Below are 19,472 nucleotides of genomic sequence, written 5' to 3' on the forward strand. Positions count from 1 at the left end.
TTATTTTTTTTTAGAATTTTAAATTTACACTAAAGTTAACAGATTTCAAAGTAGGGTAGTTTCCAAAATCAAATCCATTAAATGTGTTTTGACTTCCTGAACCACCGCCACCTAAGAAATTAACTTCTGGGTCTAAACCTGAGTAATTAGTAAACGTTAATAGATTTTGAGCACTAATTGCTACTCTCATACTGCTGATACCTAATTTCTCTATGGCTTCAGATGGTATATTATAACCTAAAGCTATATTTTTTAATCTAATATAACTCCCGTCTTCAACAAATCGAGACGAAATTTGTTTTCCTCTAAGTGCTACACGAGGGATATTAGTGTCAGTGTTTGAAGGCGTCCAAGAATTTAGTATATCTGTAGTAGCGTTAGAATCTCCGTTAAATAATTGTACAGCAGTTAGATTCATAATATCGCCACCTTGTGATCCTTGAAAAAAGATATTTAAATCAAAATTCTTGTAAGTAAAGTTGTTTGTAATACCAAAAGTAAAGTCTGGATTAGGATCTCCTATAATTCTTTGATCATCAGTAGTAATATCTCCACTATCATCAAGATCAGCAAATAATTGATCCCCAGCACCTGCGCCTGGTAAAAGTGCAGTTCCTGCTGGCAAATCTCCACCTTGATATACACCTTGATAGTCAAAGCCCCAGAAAACTCCAACGGCTTCACCTTCTCTTAATAAATGTGTACGAGGTATATTAAAATATCCTGGTGATGCATCTTGAAAAATGTCTTGCCCATTAAGTAATGTTACAAATTCATTTTTATTGGTAGACCAGTTAAAATCTGTAGTCCAAGTAAAGTTTTCATTACTTATGTTTCTAGTATTTAAGTTGATTTCGAAACCTTTGTTATTTACCTCTCCAACATTTCTTAAACTTGCTGCGTTTAGAAAACCCAAAAACTGTGGTTGGCTTGAATCTGCGATTATAAGGTCTTTAGTATCAATATTATAATAATCTAATGAAAGTGATACTGCATTGTTGAAAAGTCCTAAATCTAAACCTATATTCGTTTGGTAAGAAGATTCCCATTTTAAGTTAGGGTTAGCAACTTGACCTGGTGTAACATTTATTACAGTACTTCCATTTATTGGCGTAAAAACAGAGCCAAAACGTGCTAAAGATTGATAAGCTGCAATAGCCTGATTACCAGTAACACCATAACTAGCTCTTAATTTTAAGTTTGAAATTTTATCGTGATCCTTTAAGAAATTTTCGTTTGATAACTTCCAACCAATAGCACCTGATGGAAAAATAGCATACTTTTCATTTTCAGCAAAATTTGAAGCTCCATCACGTCTTACAGTGGCCGTTAATAAGAATCTATCATCATAGTCAAAATTTAACCTACCAAATTGAGATTGAATTTCTTGTTCTGAAAAAGACGAAGTTGGTATAAGTTGTACTGCACCAGATTGTAAATTAAAGAATGAAAAAGAGTCTGAAGTAAACCCTTGGGCTCCAGCAGAAAATCTTTCGGTTGCGGTTTTTTGATAAGAATAACCAGCCAATGCTGTTAATTTACCTTTTCCTATTTCTTTAGTGTATGTTAAATAGTTCTCACTTAAAATATTAGTTCTTTTATAGTTCTCTATAGTTGCTCTTCCTCCAGTACCACTTCCTGCTGTAATTACTAGGGTTGATGGCCTAAACAAACCATCAGTTCCATTTTCAGTACTATAACCAAATGTAGTTTTAAAAGTAAGATTTTCTAAGATATCATAATTAGCATAAAGGTTAGCTCTGTAGTTATCTATTTTGGTCTCATTTATACCTTCAGTAGCTACTGCAAAAGGATTATCAACATTATCACCAACAGAGTTAATGGTATTAATTCCATTTGCATCTTGTATTGGTTGGTCTGGCGCAAATCTAAAAGTTAACGACACAACATCATCTCCACCACCATTGGCTGTATCACCAGTTGATTGTGTTGGCACACCATCTTTATTACCTCTACTTCCAAATACATTTATTCCTAATTTTAATTTATCAGTTACTTGAGCATCTATGTTAGATAAAAATGACAATCGTTCAAATTGAGAATTCACAATTACCCCATCTTGTTGAAAATATGTAGCAGACGCGTAGAAATTCATTTTATCAGTACCTCCTGAAAAAGAAAACTGATGATTTTGTATATTACCAGTTCTGTATAATAAATCTTGCCAATCTGTATTAGCTGATCCTTGAGTATATCCTGAATTAATAGCTTGTTGATACGTAGCAAACTGATTTGCATCTAATAAATCTAATTCATTTGCTGTATTTTGTACTGAATAATTTGAATTAAGTTCTATTGTTAATGCTCCACTTCTACCTTTTTTAGTGGTTACTAAAACCACACCATTAGAGCCCCTAGAACCATATATGGCTGTTGCAGAAGCATCTTTTAAAATCTCCATAGATTCAATATCATTGGGTTGTGGAAATGTAGCTCCAACAAAACCATCAACAACAATTAACGGCGCACTACTAGCGTTAATGGAGGTATTACCTCTAATTTGTATATTAATAGGAGCTCCTGGTTCTCCACCATTATTGGATTGAACAACTACACCAGCTGCACGACCTTGTAATGCTTGAGCAGCATCTAAAACAGGAAATGCGTTTAACTCCTCAGATTTCACAGAGGATACTGCTCCAGTTACATCACTTTTCCTTCTAGATCCATAACCAACTACTACAACTTCATCTAAAGCTGCTAGGTCTTCTTTTAAAACAACGTTGATAGTATTTGAACTACCAACTGCTACTTCTTTACTTGCATATCCTACGTAGCTAAATAATAAAATTACACTTTCGCCATTTACGTTAATTGAATAATTTCCATCGAAATCTGTAGAAGTTCCATTGTTAGTTCCCTTGACGACTACGTTAACTCCTGGTAAGGTTATACCATCTTCAGCTGAAGTAACAGTTCCTTTAATTGTTCTTTCTTGGGCATAAGCTCCAAACATAAAACAAAACCCAAATAGGATAAAGAGGGCTGACTTCAATTGTTTCATTTTTTTCATTAGTTTAAATTTAGTTAATACTTTAGTTTGAGTTCTTTTAATTTGGTTAACCAAACTGGTTAACCAAATTGGTTTTCCAAATATATAAAAAATATTTTCATTAGAAAAATTTTATTGTAAATGCTTTTCTTAATTTAAAATTGAAGAAAAACTTTTTAATCTTTTTTAGTTCAAATAAATAATAATAAGACTAAATATTACAATTATAGCAACAAGTGCCAATTCAATATATTTATACTTGTGCTTGGTATTTTTCATTTGGATAAATCTAAAACAATTTATTATTGCTGTAGTCCAAAATAGGGGGTAAAAAAGTACAAACACCTAATAATCAATTAATTAATATAAGTTTATTAACTACTCTGAAAATTTATTAGCATATTGAGTTGGTGTTTCTCCAAATTTCTTTTGAAAAGACTTGCTAAAATATTTAGGGTTTTTATAACCGACTTGATAGCTAACTTGAGAAATATTAATTTTCCCTTGCTCCAAGAGTTGAGCTGCACGTTTCATTCTAAAGTGTAAAATAAATTCATTTGGCGTAAAGTTAGACCATGCTTTAATTTTTGTAAACAACATGGTTCTACTTACCCCCAATTCTGAACAGAAGTAAGGAATATCAAAGGACTCATTTCCTATATTATCATTAACTATTTGTAAAGCTTTCTTATATAGTTTTTCATCAAATGAAGATACAAGGACATCTTCTGGCTTTAAGCCTTCATTAGATATAAACTTTTCTCTCAACTTATCTCTAGTTTTTAATAAGTTTTTAATTCTAAGTTTAAACTCTTTTACATCAAAAGGTTTACTAATATAATCATCTGCTCCACGTTCTAATCCTTCTAATTTATATATTAAAGAAGACCTTGATGTTAGTAAAATAATAGGTATGTGACTCGTTATTATATCACTTTTAATAGCAGAACATAATTCTGTCCCTGTCATTTTAGGCATAATAACATCGCTAATAATTAAATCTGGAGACTCTTTTTTAGCTTTTTTAAATCCTACTTTTCCATTTTCAGCTTCAATAACATTATATGTTACTTTTAGTAAGCTTTTTATAAACTTACGCAATGGTTTATGATCTTCGACGAGTAAAATTGTTTGTTTCTCTTCCTCGTATATGTCTTCCTCAAAAGAATCATAAGTAAAATCTGAGGGTTTATTTAACTGCGTTACATATTGAGATACATCATCACTAAACTTAAAGTTTTGTATTATTTCTGTTTCATCTAGATGTTTACTTCCTAACAATAATGATACAGAAAATATGGAGCCTATATCATTTGTATTACTTTGCACCTTAATAGTACCTTTATGCAGTTCTACGATGTTTTTAACAATGGATAATCCAATTCCTGTACCCTTGTTATAATTATTATCTGGCTGGTTATTCACAGAAACCTCAAAAAAACGTTCAAAAATCTTATCATGATATTCTTTTGCAATTCCTACACCAGTATCTTCTATTTGTATACAAACAGTATTATTATTTTTTCTTACTCTTATTATAATTTCTCCTCCTTTTGGAGTATAACGAAATGCATTAGATATTAAATTGTAAAAAACCCGCTCTAGTTTGTTACGATCGTAATATAATAAAACAACGTCTTCATCGCATATAAAATTAAAATCGTAATCTCCATTTTTGGCAAATTCTGTAAATGATAAATAAATTTCTCTTAAAAACTTTACAATGTTACCTTCTGCTGCTTGTAGTTTATATATATTATTTTCAAACTTTCTAAAATCCATTAATCTATTTATTAAGTGTAACAAATGGTTAGCACTATTTTCAATAACTAATAGTTTTTTATACATTTTACTACTACCTCGGTAGTCTTCTATAATTTGGTTTAAGGGCCCTAAAATTAAAGCTAAAGGTGTTCGAAATTCATGAGATATATTTGTGAAAAACTCCAATTTACTTTTGTTTATCTCTTTTGTTCTCTCTGTCTCCAAAGATTCTAATTGCAAATCGTGTCTTAACTTTGTTCTAGACTTTAAAATATTTATTAAGAAATAAAGTGCCAATAAAATTAACAATCCATAAATTGTAAATGCCCACCATGTTCGCCATGGAGCAGGAGCTATGTTTAATTTTAGTTTGGTAATGGAATCATTCCAAATACCATCACTATTTGCTCCTTTTACCTCAAAAACATACTTCCCAGAATTTTGAATAGTATAGGCTACAGTATTATTAGAAGTTTCATTCCATTCGCTTTCTAAACCTATTAATCTGTATTTATATGAATTATTATTTGAGTTTATAAAATTTGGCGTTGCGAACGAAATACTAAAATTTCCTTGATCATATTTTAATGATATTGACTCTGTATATGGCAGCGTTTTTGTTAAAACATCATATTTATCATCAACATGAATAGGTTCATTTTTAACAGTAAAATCTGTTAATATAACTTTTGGTGTGTATTTATTAGTAATTAATGCATTTGAGTTAAAATATGTAACTCCAAAAGGACTTCCGAAATAAAATTCAGACTTACCTATCTTGAAACTTGCATTATCATTAAACTCGTTACTAATAAGGCCATCTTTTTGATTATAAAATATTGATGTATTATTTTCTAAATTATACTTTACAACACCTTGATTTGTACTTATCCAGAGTTGATTTTTTTCATCTTCTTCAATACTATGAACAGATGAAACTATATTGTTTTTAGCTAAAAAATCTACAGGTACAAATTCTGAATTCTCTAGTTTAAATAATCCTTTAGTTTTTGTGCCAACCCATATGTTTGTATTTGAGTCCTCAAAAACCGATAAAATATCATCTCCGTATTGAAGGCTTGCTTCATAGAAATATCTAACAACATCACCAGACTGACCAATTTTGTTAAGACCTTTTTCCGTGCCAACCCAAATATTATTTTTAGAATCTAGAGTAATGGTTCTTATCAAATTACTAGATAATGTTTTTTTAGAATTATTAGAAAATTCAAAAGTTTTAAACATTTTAGATTTTAAGTTATAAACTATTAAACCTTTACCAAAAGTACCTAGCCATATGTTTTGATTATTGTCTTGTTTTATAGAATAAATACCAATATCATCTGTGTAATTTTTCAATTCATTTGATAATATTGAAGTGTTGAAAGTTTTCGTTTTTATATTATAAATTCTAACACCTTTATTGAATGTACCAATCCATAATTCATCCTTTAAAACAAGTAAAGATTTTATATTATTATCTGATAACTGCTTCGTAATCTCTTTATTTATGTATTTATAGCTATTATCTTTTTTATTAAAAACTGTTATACCCCCGCCTTCTGTTCCAAAGAAAACCAAATCGTTATAACTTGCAATTGAGCTTACAACATTATAACTTAATCCTTTGCCTGCAATACTTTGGTTTAGATTTAAAAAATTAATGTTTGAGTCGTCCCAAATATTTATACCTCCGTAGTAAGTACCTATCCAAATAGATCCTTTCTTGTCTTTAAATAAGGATTTAATTGAACTTTTACTTAAGCTTTTAGGATCGTTAATATTTGCACGAAGTAAAAGAACTTCTTTATTAGCATTAACAATTTTAATCCCATTATAGGTTCCCACCCATAATTGATTATCATTATCAAATAATAATTGCCTTACATTGTTGGTGCCCTCCTCTAATTCATCCTCTAAAAAATAATTGGATAAACGGTTTGTTTTAGGATTATATTCTAAAACACTTTCTGTTTTTGAAGCTAATAATAAGGTTTCTGATGGGGTCTCAACTAAGTCTTGAATAAATAGCTTTTTTGTATTATTTATAATTTTAAACTCAGTATTATCATCTAAAATAATAAGTTCATATAAACCAGAATTTGTTCCTATGTAGATTTTTTTATTTTGTGTTTCAAGAATAGATAAAACATTAAGCCCCTCTTTTAACTCTTCATTGCTATTTGTAAGATAGCTTTTAAATGAAGCTGTTTCTCTATTATAAATACTAAGTCCTTCGGTAGATCCTATAAGGATTTCACCAGTTGATAATTCTTCAATTATTGAAACTGTATTATTACTTATGGAAGAATTATCTTGTTTATGAAAGTATCTTTTAAACCTTCCTGTTTTGGGATTAAATCTATTTAAACCATTATAAGTTCCAATCCAAATATAACCCTCAGAATCCTGCTTAATAGCTAGTATATCATTACTACTTATTGAATTTGGATTATCACTTTCATTTCTGTAGATAGTAAAATTATTCCCATCGTATTTATTCAATCCATCTCTTGTGCCAATCCAAATTTGACCTAAATTATCTTGATGAATAGCTATTACAGAACTTTGAGATAAACCTTCAGTATTAGATAAATGAACAAATTGATATGCTTTAGTTTGAGAAAAACCAAAACATACAAAACCTAAACTAAAATAAAATACAAATAGTCTAAACACTTTACTTAAAGGATTTTAGGTTATAATCAAAAGTAATAAATATTGAATCTCAAATAAAAGATTCAATATTTTTTTAATCCCATTTTTAATTGAAATTTATAAATACAGAATATCACTTAAAATTAAGCGCCCTGGAGGAAGTTGTAATGTTACATTGCCTTTAATTTTTGAAGCTTCTTCAATTGCCTTTTTTAATGCCTTAGAATCGTCTAAACCATCATTAGGTATAACACCATAATCAATAGCATTAATTATTTTACCAACTATAACTGGAAGTTTCTTTTCTCCGTTATGATATCCTGCGTAACTAAAATCTGGTAAATAGTTTTTACCAGATACTTTTTTGTTCGTAATAATCTCAGGAATTGCTTGCGCTTCAATTAAAAGATTGATAAACAAAGTAAAAAAAACAACTATAAATACTTTAAATTTAAAATCCATAATAGGCCTATTAATAAAATTCCAAGATTATTTTAACACATTATTTTCACTATTATTTTAGCCCAAATAGATTCGGTAAAAACATTGATATTTCTGGTATGAAACTAATAAACATTAAAACAATTACCATAATTAAAAGAAACGGCAACAGGGGCCTTATAACTTGTGTGACCGAAACTTTTGCGACGCCACTACCAACAAATAGAAGTGTACCAACAGGAGGTGTACAAATTCCTATACATAAATTAAGTACAATGACAATTCCAAAATGTACGGGATCCATTCCAAGGGTAGTTACTACAGGAAGAAAAATTGGCGTAAATATTAGTACTGCCGGTGTCATATCCATAAATGTTCCAATAACCAGCAAAATAATATTGATTGCTAAGAAAATAGCAAATTTATTATTTAATGATTCTAATAAAAAAGCACTAATCATTTCTGGGATTCCTTCAAAGGAAAACAACCAAGACATAGCCATGGATGTACATATTAAAAACATAACAACAGCTGTAGTTTTAGCACTAGAGAGTAATACTCCAGAAAAGTCCTTTACTTTCATATCACCATAAACTAAAGCTAGTATTGCAGCATACAATACCGCAATAACAGAAGCTTCTGTAGCTGTGAATATTCCTGCTACAATACCTCCAACAACAATAACTAATAACAATAAACTGAAAAAAGCTTTTCTGAAAAACGTCCAAACTTCAAAAAAAGTAGCACGTTTTCCTTTAGTATATCCTTTACTTATAGCTATAAAAGCAACGTATCCCATGATAGCAAATCCTAACAATATTCCAGGAAGGTAACCAGCAATAAATAAGGCTGCTACAGATGCTGTTCCACCACTTGCTAAAGCATATACAATTAATATATTACTCGGCGGAATTAATAACCCCGTAGTTGATGCTGTTATATTTACAGAGGCACTTAAGGTTCTTGGATATCCTTCTTCTTCCATCCTATCGGTCATTATACTTCCTATTGCCGATGCTGCTGCAAGTGCAGAACCAGAAATAGCACCAAATAACATTGAAGCTAAAATATTCACATAAGCCAAACCACCTGGTAAACTTGACACCAAAGATTTTGCAAAATTAATGAGTCGAGTGGCTATTCCACCGCGTTTCATAATATCGCCCGCGAGAATAAAAAACGGAATTGCCAATAAAGCAAAACTATCAATTCCTGTAGTCATTCTTTGAGCAATGGTTGTTAAACCTGGTAATTTATCAATATTCAATAATAAACTCAATGTTGTTGCAATTCCTATACTATAGGCTACAGGAACCTTAAGTAATAAAAGTGAAAAGAAACTAACAAACAAAACGATAATACTTATAACTTCTATACTCATAATAATTATTGTTTTTTGTTTTTATAAATATTTGAAATGTGATATATGGAGAAACACATGATTAAAAATCCGCTGAAGGGCATAATAGCATAAACATAACCTAAGGGAATTCGTAAAGTTCCCGAAAGTTGCTCTAAATGTAATGTTGTGTAAACTAAATTTAGTCCGCCAATAACCATTACAATAAGAGCAAATAGAAATACTAATACTTCTATAAGAATAGATGCTTTTCTTTTATTAGACTCTGAGAATTTTTGATATAAAAAATCCATAGACAGATGTTCTCTTTTCCCATTTAAATAGGCCGCTCCTATTATAGTCAACCAAATTAGAGCGAATCTTGCAAATTCTTCAGTCCATGTAAAAGAAGTTCCTAAAAGATATCTTGAAAAAACTTGAAAGAGAACGTCCAAAACTAAAAGTGCAAAAATGATTATCATAAACACCTCAAGAATTCGACTTACTTTATTAAAAATAAGTTCAGATTTATTCATAATTAATTATTTTTAATTTTATTTACAATTGGAGCCATTTCTGGAAATTCCTTAACAAATTCTTCCACAACAGATTTTGATTTTTCAGCAAATAAAGATTTTTCTGGAATAATAACTTCTACTCCAGCTTCTCTGGCTATTCTCATAGATTCATCAACAGAATCACTCCAAAATTTCTTTTGAGCTTGAGCAGATTCATCAGCTGCTTCTTGCACCCAAACTTTTTCTTCTGCTGATAGTTTTTCCCAAAACTTAGTACCTATTAAAAGAACATCAGGAACAGATGAATGTTGGTCTAAAGTGTAATATTTACTTATTTCATAATGATTTGAGGACACAAAAGACGGTGGGTTATTTTCAGCACCATCAACAACACCTTGCTGAATAGCTGTATATAATTCGCCATAAGCTAGTGGTGTGGCAGACCCACCCATAGAGTTAACCATGTTTATAGCCATTTGATTATTCATTACCCTAATTTTTAAACCTTCTAAGTCATCAGGAGTTCGTATAGCTTTGTTACTCGTATAAAAACTTCGACTTCCTGCATCGTAATAACAAAGACCACGTAGCCAAAACTTACTTCCTTTTTCTAAAATTGACTTCCCAATTTCACCTTCTAACACATCAAATTGATGTTGTTTATCTCTAAACAAATAAGGAATACCCAAAACATGATATTCGGGCACAAAATTAGATAAGGTAGCAGCACTTACCTTTGTAGCAGCTACAGAGCCAATTTGTAGCAACTCTAAAACTTCCCGTTCTGAACCTAATTGAGCATCAGGAAAAATTTTAACTTTCAATGTTCCTCCAGATTTTGCTTCTAGTGCATTCTGAAATTCCAATATACCTTTATGTACAGGATGAGACTGAGGTAAGGTATGCCCCAAATAGAGAACCTTATTACCATCTCCCTCTTTACAAGATGAAATACTTAAAAAGAGAAGCGCTAAGAAAATTAATTTATATTGCATAGAACATTATTATTTAATTAAACTTGAAATAATTTACAGCATTATAGTAACAAATATCCTGAATCATTTTTCCTAAAAATTCTATATCGTTTGGCACAAGACCTTGATTAACATCTTCGGCAATTAAATTACACAAAATTCTCCTAAAATATTCATGTCTTGGAAACGACAAAAAGCTTCTGCTATCTGTTAACATTCCAACAAAACGACTTAATAAGCCCATATTAGATAGCGTGTTTATTTGTTTTTCCATGCCGTCCTTTTGATCTAAAAACCACCAACCAGAACCCCATTGCATTTTCCCTGGAACATCAGAATTTTGAAAATTCCCCATCATGGTTGCAAACACTTCGTTTTGTGACGGATTTAAATTATAGGTAATTGTTTTTGCTAATTGATTTGTAGAATTTAGTTTATTAAACAATTTAGACATAAACTCTGCCATAGGAAAATCACCTATAGAATCTACACCTGCATCAAGACCAACTTGTTCTAATAATCTGGAATTGTTATTTCTAATAGGCCCTAAATGATATTGCTGTACCCAATTATACTCATGATATTTTTTTCCTAAATAAATAAATAGAAATGATCTATATTTATTAACCTCAGTAATTGAAAGTTCTGTTCCTTCTAGTTTTTTATTGAAAATCTCAGAAATTTCCTTTTCATTAAAATCAATAATGTGCAACGCTTCTCCTACACCAAAATCTGACAAACGACATCCTTGTTTATCAAAATATTTAATGCGTAAATCTATAGCGTCAAGGAAATCTTTTAGACTCTTAATCTCTTTATTAACTGATAATGCTAGTTTATTCAGATAATTTTTAAAATTTTCCTTATTAATAAAGAACAAAGCATCTGCCCTAAATGTTGGTAACACTTTTGTATAAAAATTACTGTTAGCAATTTCTGTATGATATACTAAATCATCAGTAGGGTCATCAGTAGTACATACTACTTCAACCTTCATATCTTCTAAAAGTTGAGCAGGCGTTTTATTCTCTAAAACAGCATTTGCTTTCTCATAAATGTTTTCTGCAGTACTTGGTTGAAGCAATTCATCTATATTAAAATAACGTTTAAGTTCTAAATGTGTCCAGTGAAACAATGGATTTCTTAAGGTATAGGGAACTGTTTCTGCCCATTTCAAAAATTTCTCTTTATGAGAAGTAGCTTGTCCTGTTATATATATCTCATCAATACCATTAGCACGCATACCACGCCATTTGTAGTGGTCTTCCTTTAACCAAGCCTCGGTTATATTTTTAACAGGTTCATTCTCTGCTATTTTTTTTGCTGATAAATGGTTATGATAATCTATTATTGGCAAATCTTTGGCGTACATGTGATATAAAGTTTCAGCTACTTCAGATTGTAACAAGAAATTATCAGATATAAAATTAGATGTGTTCATAATTTAAATTCTAATTCAAAGAAACAACAAGTGGGTTGTTAATTTTTAAGGCAAACGCTTCTAAATAATTATTCCAACCTTCTTTTGAAGTAAATTCTTTAGCCTTTTTCCATCCAAAACCTCCATAATAAATGGCTTTTCCATTATTTACTTTAACCTCAGTGTATAAATTACTCCAATCTTTAATAGGAGTATCAAACAATTCAGTTGATAACATATTACCGTAAGGAACTACAATGGCGGTTCCTAGCTCCGAATCATCATGAGGCTCCCAATATGAAATAAATCCAGCATCTTTGTTCTGTGTATCAATACCATCTTTTTCATGTAATGTTAAACCAACATGAATAGCATCAGTACCAGATATTTCAATTTCAAATCGTGACAAATTATTACCATAATCTAGAGAAATATGCTTTGTTTCAGAAATCTTTTGTCCTTTAGCGTCCCAATCTGCGTACTCTAAAACAAAACTTGTTCGTATTGGTCCAGTTGTTATAGTTTCCCATTTTGTGAAATTTCTAGAGATATAGTAGGTAGAATCTTGTTTCACTGCTATTCCTCCAACGCCTCTACTTATTCCTACATGAAAATTATCTAAACCTTCTCCTTTATCTTTATGATAAGCACCTTTTTCTACTTGATCCTCCTTATACCACTTGTTTATTATTGGATATTCAACTCGTTTTAACCATGCATCAATACCGCTTGATAATGTTCCACCTTTTATAGAATCTTCAATCATTTTTTGCGCAGTTGGTCCAAAAGTTCTAAACCCAACTTTATTATTTTCCCATGCATAATCGTCAGTTCTTTCAGGAACAAATCGAGAATAACAATATTCTATGGTTTCTGGCATTTCATCAGCTTCAATCTTAGAAAGCATATATTGTTTCTGAGAATTAGCCTTTATTTCTGGCTGAAATAATAACACATCTGCATTACCGTCTTTATCTGTATCAACCAACTGTGATATTAAAACTTCATTGGTTTCAACATCTATAACACCAATGTTTTCAATGCTTTCTTCTTTTAATAAAATGATATCAGATGTACTAATTTCAACAGTTTCAAAACTTCTTGGAACATCTAAAGTGTTTTCAACTGTAATAATTTGTCCTGTTTTACCTCCACAATTAAAAAGTATAAGGCAAAGAATGAGTATAGGAAGTATTGATGTTGTTTTCATATTAATCTTCGTTAGTTGGTTTTCCAATAGTTGCTAGAATTCCGCCATCTACGTAAAGAATATGTCCGTTAACAAAATCACTAGCTTTAGATGATAAAAATATTGCTGCACCAGCTAGATCATTAGGGTCACCCCATTTTGCTGCTGGTGTTCTATTGACTATAAAGTCGTTAAATGGATGACCATCAACACGAATTGGTGCTGTTTGGGATGTTGCAAAATATCCTGGGCCAATTCCATTTACTTGTATATTATGTTTTGCCCATTCGGTAGCCATATTTTGGGTTAACATTTTTAATCCACCTTTGGCAGCTGCATAAGCTCCTACGCTGTTTCTGCCCAATTCGCTCATCATAGAGCAAATATTAATGACCTTTCCTTCTTTTCTTTCAATCATGCTTTTTACAACATGTTTAGAAACTATAAATGGACTTACTAAATCTATATCTATAACCTGTTTAAAATCGGCAACTTCCATTTCAATTAAAGGTGTACGCTTTATAATACCTGCATTATTAATTAAAATATCAATTTGACCAACTTCGGCTTCAATCTTCTTAATAGCGGCAATTACATCTGCTTCATTAGCTACGTTAAATTTATAACCAACTGCATTTATACCTTCTTTTTTGTATTCGGCTACTGCATTATCAATCTTCTCTTGTGAAGAATTGCCATTTACAATTATGGTTGCTCCAGCAAGACCTAGGCCTCTTGCCATTGCCATTCCCAATCCGTGAGTGCTTCCTGTTACTAAAGCATTTTTACCTTTTATATCAAATAATGATGCGCTCATAACCTATCTTAATTCTGTTATTTTAGCAACATCCATATCGCCATAATCTAAATTCTCACCAGCCATTCCCCATATAAATGTATAATTTGAAGTTCCAGATCCTGAATGAATTGACCAAGGTGGAGAAATTACAGCCTGATGATTTTGCATCCAAATGTGACGTGTTTCCTGTGGTTGTCCCATGAAGTGACAAACAGCTTGGTCTTGTGGAATATCTAAATAATAATAAATCTCCATCCTTCTATCGTGAACGTGAGCTGGCATAGTATTCCAAACACTTCCAGTTTTAAGCTCAGTCATCCCCATTTGAAGTTGGCAAGTATCAACAATACCTCCAATAATTTGTTGGTTAACTGTACGATGATTAGCCGTTTCTAAAGAGCCTAACTCAATTTTATTAGCTTCAGCCTTACTTACTTTCTTTGTTGGAAACGTTTTATGTGCTGGTGCTGAGTTTAAATAAAATTTTGCTGGATTGTTTTTATCATCACTTTTAAAAACAACGTCTTTACTTCCACTACCAATGTACAAAGCATCTTTTAGAGTTAATTGATACACTTCACCATCTACTTCAACAGTGCCATCCCCACCTACGTTTATAATTCCAATTTCTCTTCTTTCTAAAAAATAACTTGATTTTAAAGGATCTATTGTTTCAAGTTTAATCGGTCCTTCAACAGGTACTGCGGAACCTGCCATATATCTATCATAATGCGTGTAAACCAAAACTAATTGATCTTCTTGCATCAGGTTTTCAATTAAAAATTCTTCTCTAAGTTGCTCAGTATCGTAAGCTTTTACAGCTTTAGGACTTGATGCATAACGGGTTTCATAGTGTGTACTCATTGCTATTTTTATGTTTTTATTATATACTTTGTTTTATACCATATTCTAAACCTCGCAATTCTGCTAGGCCTCTTAACCTTCCAATACCAGAATAACCTGGATTTGTTTTCTTGTGTAAATCATCAAGCATTTGATGTCCATGATCTGGTCTTACAGGAATTGCAGAATCTGTATAACCTGCCGCTTTTCGTCTTTTCTCTTCTTCTAAAATTGCTTTCACAATACTAAACATATCTACATCTCCATCTAAATGATTAGCCTCATAAAAGTTACCATGCTCGTCGCGTTTTGTACTTCTTAAATGTAAAAAGTGAGCTCTATCAGCAAAACGGTTAAATATTTGAACCAAATTATTATCTGCTCTAACACCTAAAGAACCTGTGCAAAAGGTGATACCATTGGCTCGATCTGGAACGTTATCAAATAAATACGCATAATCTGCCTCTGTACTAACTACTCTTGGCAATCCTAAAATTGGATATGGCGGATCATCAGGATGAATACACATTAACACCTCATTTTTAGATGCTACTGGAATAATTTCTTTTAAGAAAGATACTAAGTTTTCTCTTAACACCGAAGCATCAATAGCTGAATATGTATCTAAAATATTTTGAAATTGCTCTAATGTATAACCTTCTTCTGCTCCAGGTAAGCCCGCTATAATATTATTTACAAGCTCCTTTTTATTATCTTCAGTAAGATTTTCAACGTATGCTTTAGCAGCTTTTTGTTGTGCTTCAGAATAACTGTTTTCAGCACCTGGTCGTTTCAATAAAAACATTTCGAAAGCTGCAAAGGCAATAACATCAAATCGAAGGGCTTTAGAGCCATCTTCAACTTGAAAACCTAAATCTGTTCTTGTCCAGTCTAAAACAGGCATAAAATTATAACAAACAATCTTAACTCCACATTTAGCTAAATTCTCAATACTAGCCTTGTAGGTTTCTATATAGGTTTGAAAATTACCAGAACGTGTTTTTATATTCTCGTGAACCGGGATACTTTCAACAACACTCCATGTTAATCCTGCATCCTCAATTATAGTTTTTCTATTTTGAATTTCATCTATAGTCCAAACTTCTCCATTTGGAATATGATGCAAGGCAGAAACTACACCTGTTGCTCCTGCTTGCTTTATATCTGATAAGGATACCGGATCATTTGGTCCGTACCATCGCCATGTTTGTTCCATTTTCTAATATTATTTTTTTGTAAATGTTTCCATAATAGATATTACTAAATCTCCATCTTCAACAGGACACGGGTTATTTCTTTTTCCTAAAAAATAATTTACCGTTTCTTGTATCATGGGTTGTTGAATATTTATAGGATTTTTAAAATTAAAAGTTTCTTTTTTTTCTTTTAACGTTAGTGTTAACTCATCTTCATAAAAGGAAAATTCTATCGTACCATTTTCGCCGTAAATCGTGCATTTATCTTCTTCTAAATACTTTGGAATATCAAATGACCATATTCCTCTAAACTGAACATTATTTTTAAAACTTACAAGTCCGTTTACCATATCATCAACTTCATGCCTACCCGATTGGTTTACTGAAACACCTTTTATAGATTCAACATCTCCAAAAAAGTGATACATTAAATCTATTTGATGCGGTGCAATGTCATGAAAATAACCGCCTCCAGAAATAGTAGAATTAAGCCTCCAAGTAGCTTTTGAATTAAAATTATATGGTTGCAAAAAACGTAAATCAGTGTAATTAATTGCACCAATAATATTTGCTTCTAAAAGCTCTTTAACTTTTATATACATAGGTAAAAAACGCCTGTAATGGGCAACTACCAATTTATTATTACTATTGTTAACAGCCTTAACCAAGGCATCTGACTCTTCTACAGAAAGCACCATAGGTTTTTCTAAATACACATCTTTTCTAGCCTTCAATGCTTTTAAAGAAAGGCTTAAATGTGTTGAAGGTGGTGTAGCAATATATACGGAAGTTATATCTGGATTACCTAAAAGTTCCTCAGCATTATCATACCATAATGGCACATTATGTCGTTTGGCAAAATCTTTTGCTTTATCTGCATCTCGACGCATCACTGCCAATAATTCAGAATTATTACATTTCTGAAATGCTGGACCACTTTTAACCTCAGCTACATCACCACAACCAATTATACCCCAAACTACAGTTGATTTTTTTGTCATTTCTACTTTATTTTAAACACCACTATAAGCACTAAATCCACCATCAATTGGCACAACAACACCGGTTACAAAAGAAGCACCTTCGCCACATAACCATAAAGTTGTTCCTACCAAATCTTCAGGTTCACCAAATTTACCCATTGGGGTTTGTTCAATAATTTGTTTACCTCTTGGCGTTAGACTACCATCAGTTTCTGTTAATAAACTTCTATTTTGGTCTGTCAAGAAAAACCCTGGAGCCAATGCGTTTACTCTAATCCCTACTTTAGAAAAATGAACAGCTAACCACTGCGTAAAATTGGACACCGCAGCTTTTGCGCCACTGTAAGCTGGTATTTTAGTTAATGGCGTAAATGCATTCATAGAGGAAATATTCAAAATAGAACAACCTTCTCTATCAACCATATCCATCGCAAAAACTTGTGTTGGCAATAAAGTTCCAATAAAATTCAAATTAAAAGTAAATTGAATGCCATTCACATCTAAATCAAAAAATGTTTTAAACCCTTCAGTTTTATTCACTAAATCTGAAGCTTCCAAATACGGATTGCTAGTTGTTCCTAACGGATGATTACCTCCAGCTCCATTTACCAAAATATCACATTTACCTAGTTTTTCATTTACAATCTCTTTTGCTAATTCTAAAGATTCTTTTTCTAAAACATTAGCAGCAATACCAATTGCTGTACCTCCAGCTGCTTTTATTTCATCAGCAACTTTATCTGCAGCCTCTTTTCTCAAATCTAGAACAGCTATTTTATGACCTTCTTTTGCTAATGCCACAGCCAATGTACTACATAAAACCCCGCCAGCACCTGTTAAAACTACTACTTTACTCATCTTAAAACCTATTACTTATATTTATAATTATCAATAATTTACGTCATTTCGTGTACGCACACACAAATATAACAAAAAAATAGTGTGCGCACACATAAATATAAATTTTATTACTAAATTGCCTAATATTCTCCTAATAAGGATTTTATTGAAATACTGTAATGCAAATTAATAATTGAAAAATTATTTTTAATATATGATTACCATTAAGGATATTGCTAAAGAAGCCAATGTTTCTGAAGGCACTGTAGATAGAGTTTTACACAACAGAGGCGGTGTATCTAAAAAAACAGAAGCAAAAATTAAAAAGATTCTTGAGTTTCATAATTTTAGTGTGAATCCTGTGGCAAGCGCCTTGGCAATGAAGAAAAAGCATTCTATTGCCACTTTAATTCCAGAGTATAATGAGTCTGATTTGTTCTGGAAGTCTCCGTATCTAGGCGTCTTAAAAGGTGCCGAAGATGTAAAAAGCTTTGGTGTTCAAGTTAGCAACTTCTCCTTTAATCAATACGACCCCGATTCTTATCTTAATACATTTAAAACCTTATTAGCTTCTAAACCTACAGCAGTAATTATGGTTCCTAATTTTTCTGAAGAAACCAAAAAAATTGTTTCAAAACTAGAATCTTTAAACATCCCGTATTTATTTTTAAATATTGATATTGAAGGATTTAACAACATAGCTTTTGTTGGTCAAGACTCGTATACAGCAGGCTATATTGCTGGAAAACTTATGCATTTAAGCACTCCAAACCTGTCTGCATTTTTAATCATTCAAGCTAGATATAACATTACAAAAAACAATGCTGTATCAAATAGAATTAAGGGCTTCAATGATTATTTTTTGAAGAACAATATTGACAAGAAAAGTCAAAATTTGAAAATAGAAAACTTAAATAACTCGTCAGAAACAAAAGAAAAAATAAATCTTGCATTAAAACAAAATCCTGAAATCTCAGGTATTTTCGTTCCATCTAGTAGAATTCACATAGTTACCGATTGTATTAAAAAAAGTGATTTAAAAAAACTCAAACTTATAGGGTTTGATAACACGCCACAAAACATTGATTGTTTATTACATAATTCTGTTTCCTTTTTAATTTCACAAAAACCTTTCGACCAAGGTTACGAATCTATTCGCCTACTCACCGATTACTTGATAAAAAATGAAATTCCGAACTCTAAAAATTATCTTCCTATTGATATTCTCACGAAAGAAAATGTAAAATACAATGAACGAAATGAATTTGTGTTTAAGACGAATAGCTAGGTAATTTTGGAGATGATTAAGTAAAAAACTAGCTAAATAGTATTTAAATTAAAATACTTAAATAAACATTCATTTGATGAATATTAAAATTCTTTTCGTCGGGATGACAGGATTTGAACCTGCGACCACACGGCCCCCAGCCGTGTACGCTAACCGGACTGCGCCACATCCCGAATTAAATTTATGATTCCAAAGAAACCACTTTTT

General features: G+C 31.4%; 14 protein-coding genes and 1 tRNA gene. 1 reads left to right on the forward strand and 14 read right to left on the reverse strand.

Annotated features, from left to right (window positions below):
* Positions 1-10: 10 nt before the first annotated feature.
* The 13 genes from ABD939_RS01335 to ABD939_RS01395 all read right to left on the reverse strand — a co-directional run bounded on the left by ABD939_RS01335 (position 11) and on the right by ABD939_RS01395 (position 17,995).
* A complete protein-coding gene (locus ABD939_RS01335) occupies positions 11-3,025 on the reverse strand; it encodes a SusC/RagA family TonB-linked outer membrane protein (protein WP_345163615.1) in 3,015 nt (1,004 codons plus the stop codon).
* A 366-nt stretch (positions 3,026-3,391) separates the two neighbouring features.
* Positions 3,392-7,456: a hybrid sensor histidine kinase/response regulator gene (locus tag ABD939_RS01340; protein ID WP_345163618.1), complete on the reverse strand. Its 4,065-nt coding sequence runs from the start codon at positions 7,454-7,456 to the stop codon at positions 3,392-3,394.
* A gap of 96 nt (positions 7,457-7,552) precedes the next feature.
* Entirely contained in the window at positions 7,553-7,897 is a 345-nt protein-coding gene (locus ABD939_RS01345; RefSeq protein ID WP_345163621.1) for a hypothetical protein, read from the reverse strand.
* A 52-nt stretch (positions 7,898-7,949) separates the two neighbouring features.
* Positions 7,950-9,257, reverse strand: coding sequence for a TRAP transporter large permease (locus ABD939_RS01350; protein WP_345163624.1), 1,308 nt, complete (start codon positions 9,255-9,257; stop codon positions 7,950-7,952).
* 5 nt (positions 9,258-9,262) lie between these two features.
* A complete protein-coding gene (locus ABD939_RS01355) occupies positions 9,263-9,751 on the reverse strand; it encodes a TRAP transporter small permease (protein WP_345163627.1) in 489 nt (162 codons plus the stop codon).
* Positions 9,752-9,753: 2 nt separating this feature from the next.
* Positions 9,754-10,728 carry a TRAP transporter substrate-binding protein gene (locus ABD939_RS01360; protein ID WP_345163630.1) on the reverse strand — a complete coding sequence of 325 codons (975 nt, stop codon included), beginning with the start codon at positions 10,726-10,728 and terminating at the stop codon, positions 9,754-9,756.
* 13 nt (positions 10,729-10,741) lie between these two features.
* Positions 10,742-12,148: a glucuronate isomerase gene (gene uxaC / locus ABD939_RS01365; RefSeq protein WP_345163635.1), complete on the reverse strand. Its 1,407-nt coding sequence runs from the start codon at positions 12,146-12,148 to the stop codon at positions 10,742-10,744.
* Between the two features lie 10 nt (positions 12,149-12,158).
* Complete coding sequence (locus ABD939_RS01370; protein WP_345163638.1) at positions 12,159-13,337, reverse strand: DUF4861 family protein; 1,179 nt, start codon at positions 13,335-13,337, stop codon at positions 12,159-12,161.
* A 1-nt stretch (position 13,338) separates the two neighbouring features.
* The gene (locus tag ABD939_RS01375; RefSeq protein ID WP_345163641.1) at positions 13,339-14,133 is read right to left on the reverse strand and encodes a gluconate 5-dehydrogenase; all 795 of its coding nucleotides are present in this window, start codon (positions 14,131-14,133) and stop codon (positions 13,339-13,341) included.
* Between the two features lie 3 nt (positions 14,134-14,136).
* On the reverse strand, positions 14,137-14,979 hold the full coding sequence (gene kduI / locus ABD939_RS01380; protein WP_345163644.1) for a 5-dehydro-4-deoxy-D-glucuronate isomerase: 843 nt from the start codon (positions 14,977-14,979) through the stop codon (positions 14,137-14,139).
* 19 nt (positions 14,980-14,998) lie between these two features.
* Positions 14,999-16,174 (reverse strand): mannonate dehydratase, encoded by a 1,176-nt coding sequence (gene uxuA, locus ABD939_RS01385; RefSeq protein ID WP_345163648.1) that lies wholly within the window; start codon positions 16,172-16,174, stop codon positions 14,999-15,001.
* A 9-nt stretch (positions 16,175-16,183) separates the two neighbouring features.
* A complete protein-coding gene (locus ABD939_RS01390) occupies positions 16,184-17,155 on the reverse strand; it encodes a Gfo/Idh/MocA family protein (protein ID WP_345163652.1) in 972 nt (323 codons plus the stop codon).
* Positions 17,156-17,167: 12 nt separating this feature from the next.
* Positions 17,168-17,995: an SDR family oxidoreductase gene (locus tag ABD939_RS01395; RefSeq protein ID WP_345163655.1), complete on the reverse strand. Its 828-nt coding sequence runs from the start codon at positions 17,993-17,995 to the stop codon at positions 17,168-17,170.
* Between the two features lie 196 nt (positions 17,996-18,191).
* Here ABD939_RS01395 and ABD939_RS01400 point away from each other — a divergent pair, with 196 nt between their 5' ends.
* The gene (locus ABD939_RS01400; RefSeq protein ID WP_345163658.1) at positions 18,192-19,265 is read left to right on the forward strand and encodes a substrate-binding domain-containing protein; all 1,074 of its coding nucleotides are present in this window, start codon (positions 18,192-18,194) and stop codon (positions 19,263-19,265) included.
* 98 nt (positions 19,266-19,363) lie between these two features.
* On the opposite strand, the gene ABD939_RS01405 is transcribed toward ABD939_RS01400, so the two are convergent.
* A tRNA-Pro gene (locus tag ABD939_RS01405) sits at positions 19,364-19,438 on the reverse strand.
* Positions 19,439-19,472: the final 34 nt, after the last annotated feature.

The sequence above is a fragment of the Algibacter aquimarinus genome, assembly GCF_039543265.1.
GTDB classification, from domain to species: Bacteria; Bacteroidota; Bacteroidia; order Flavobacteriales; family Flavobacteriaceae; genus Algibacter_B; species Algibacter_B aquimarinus.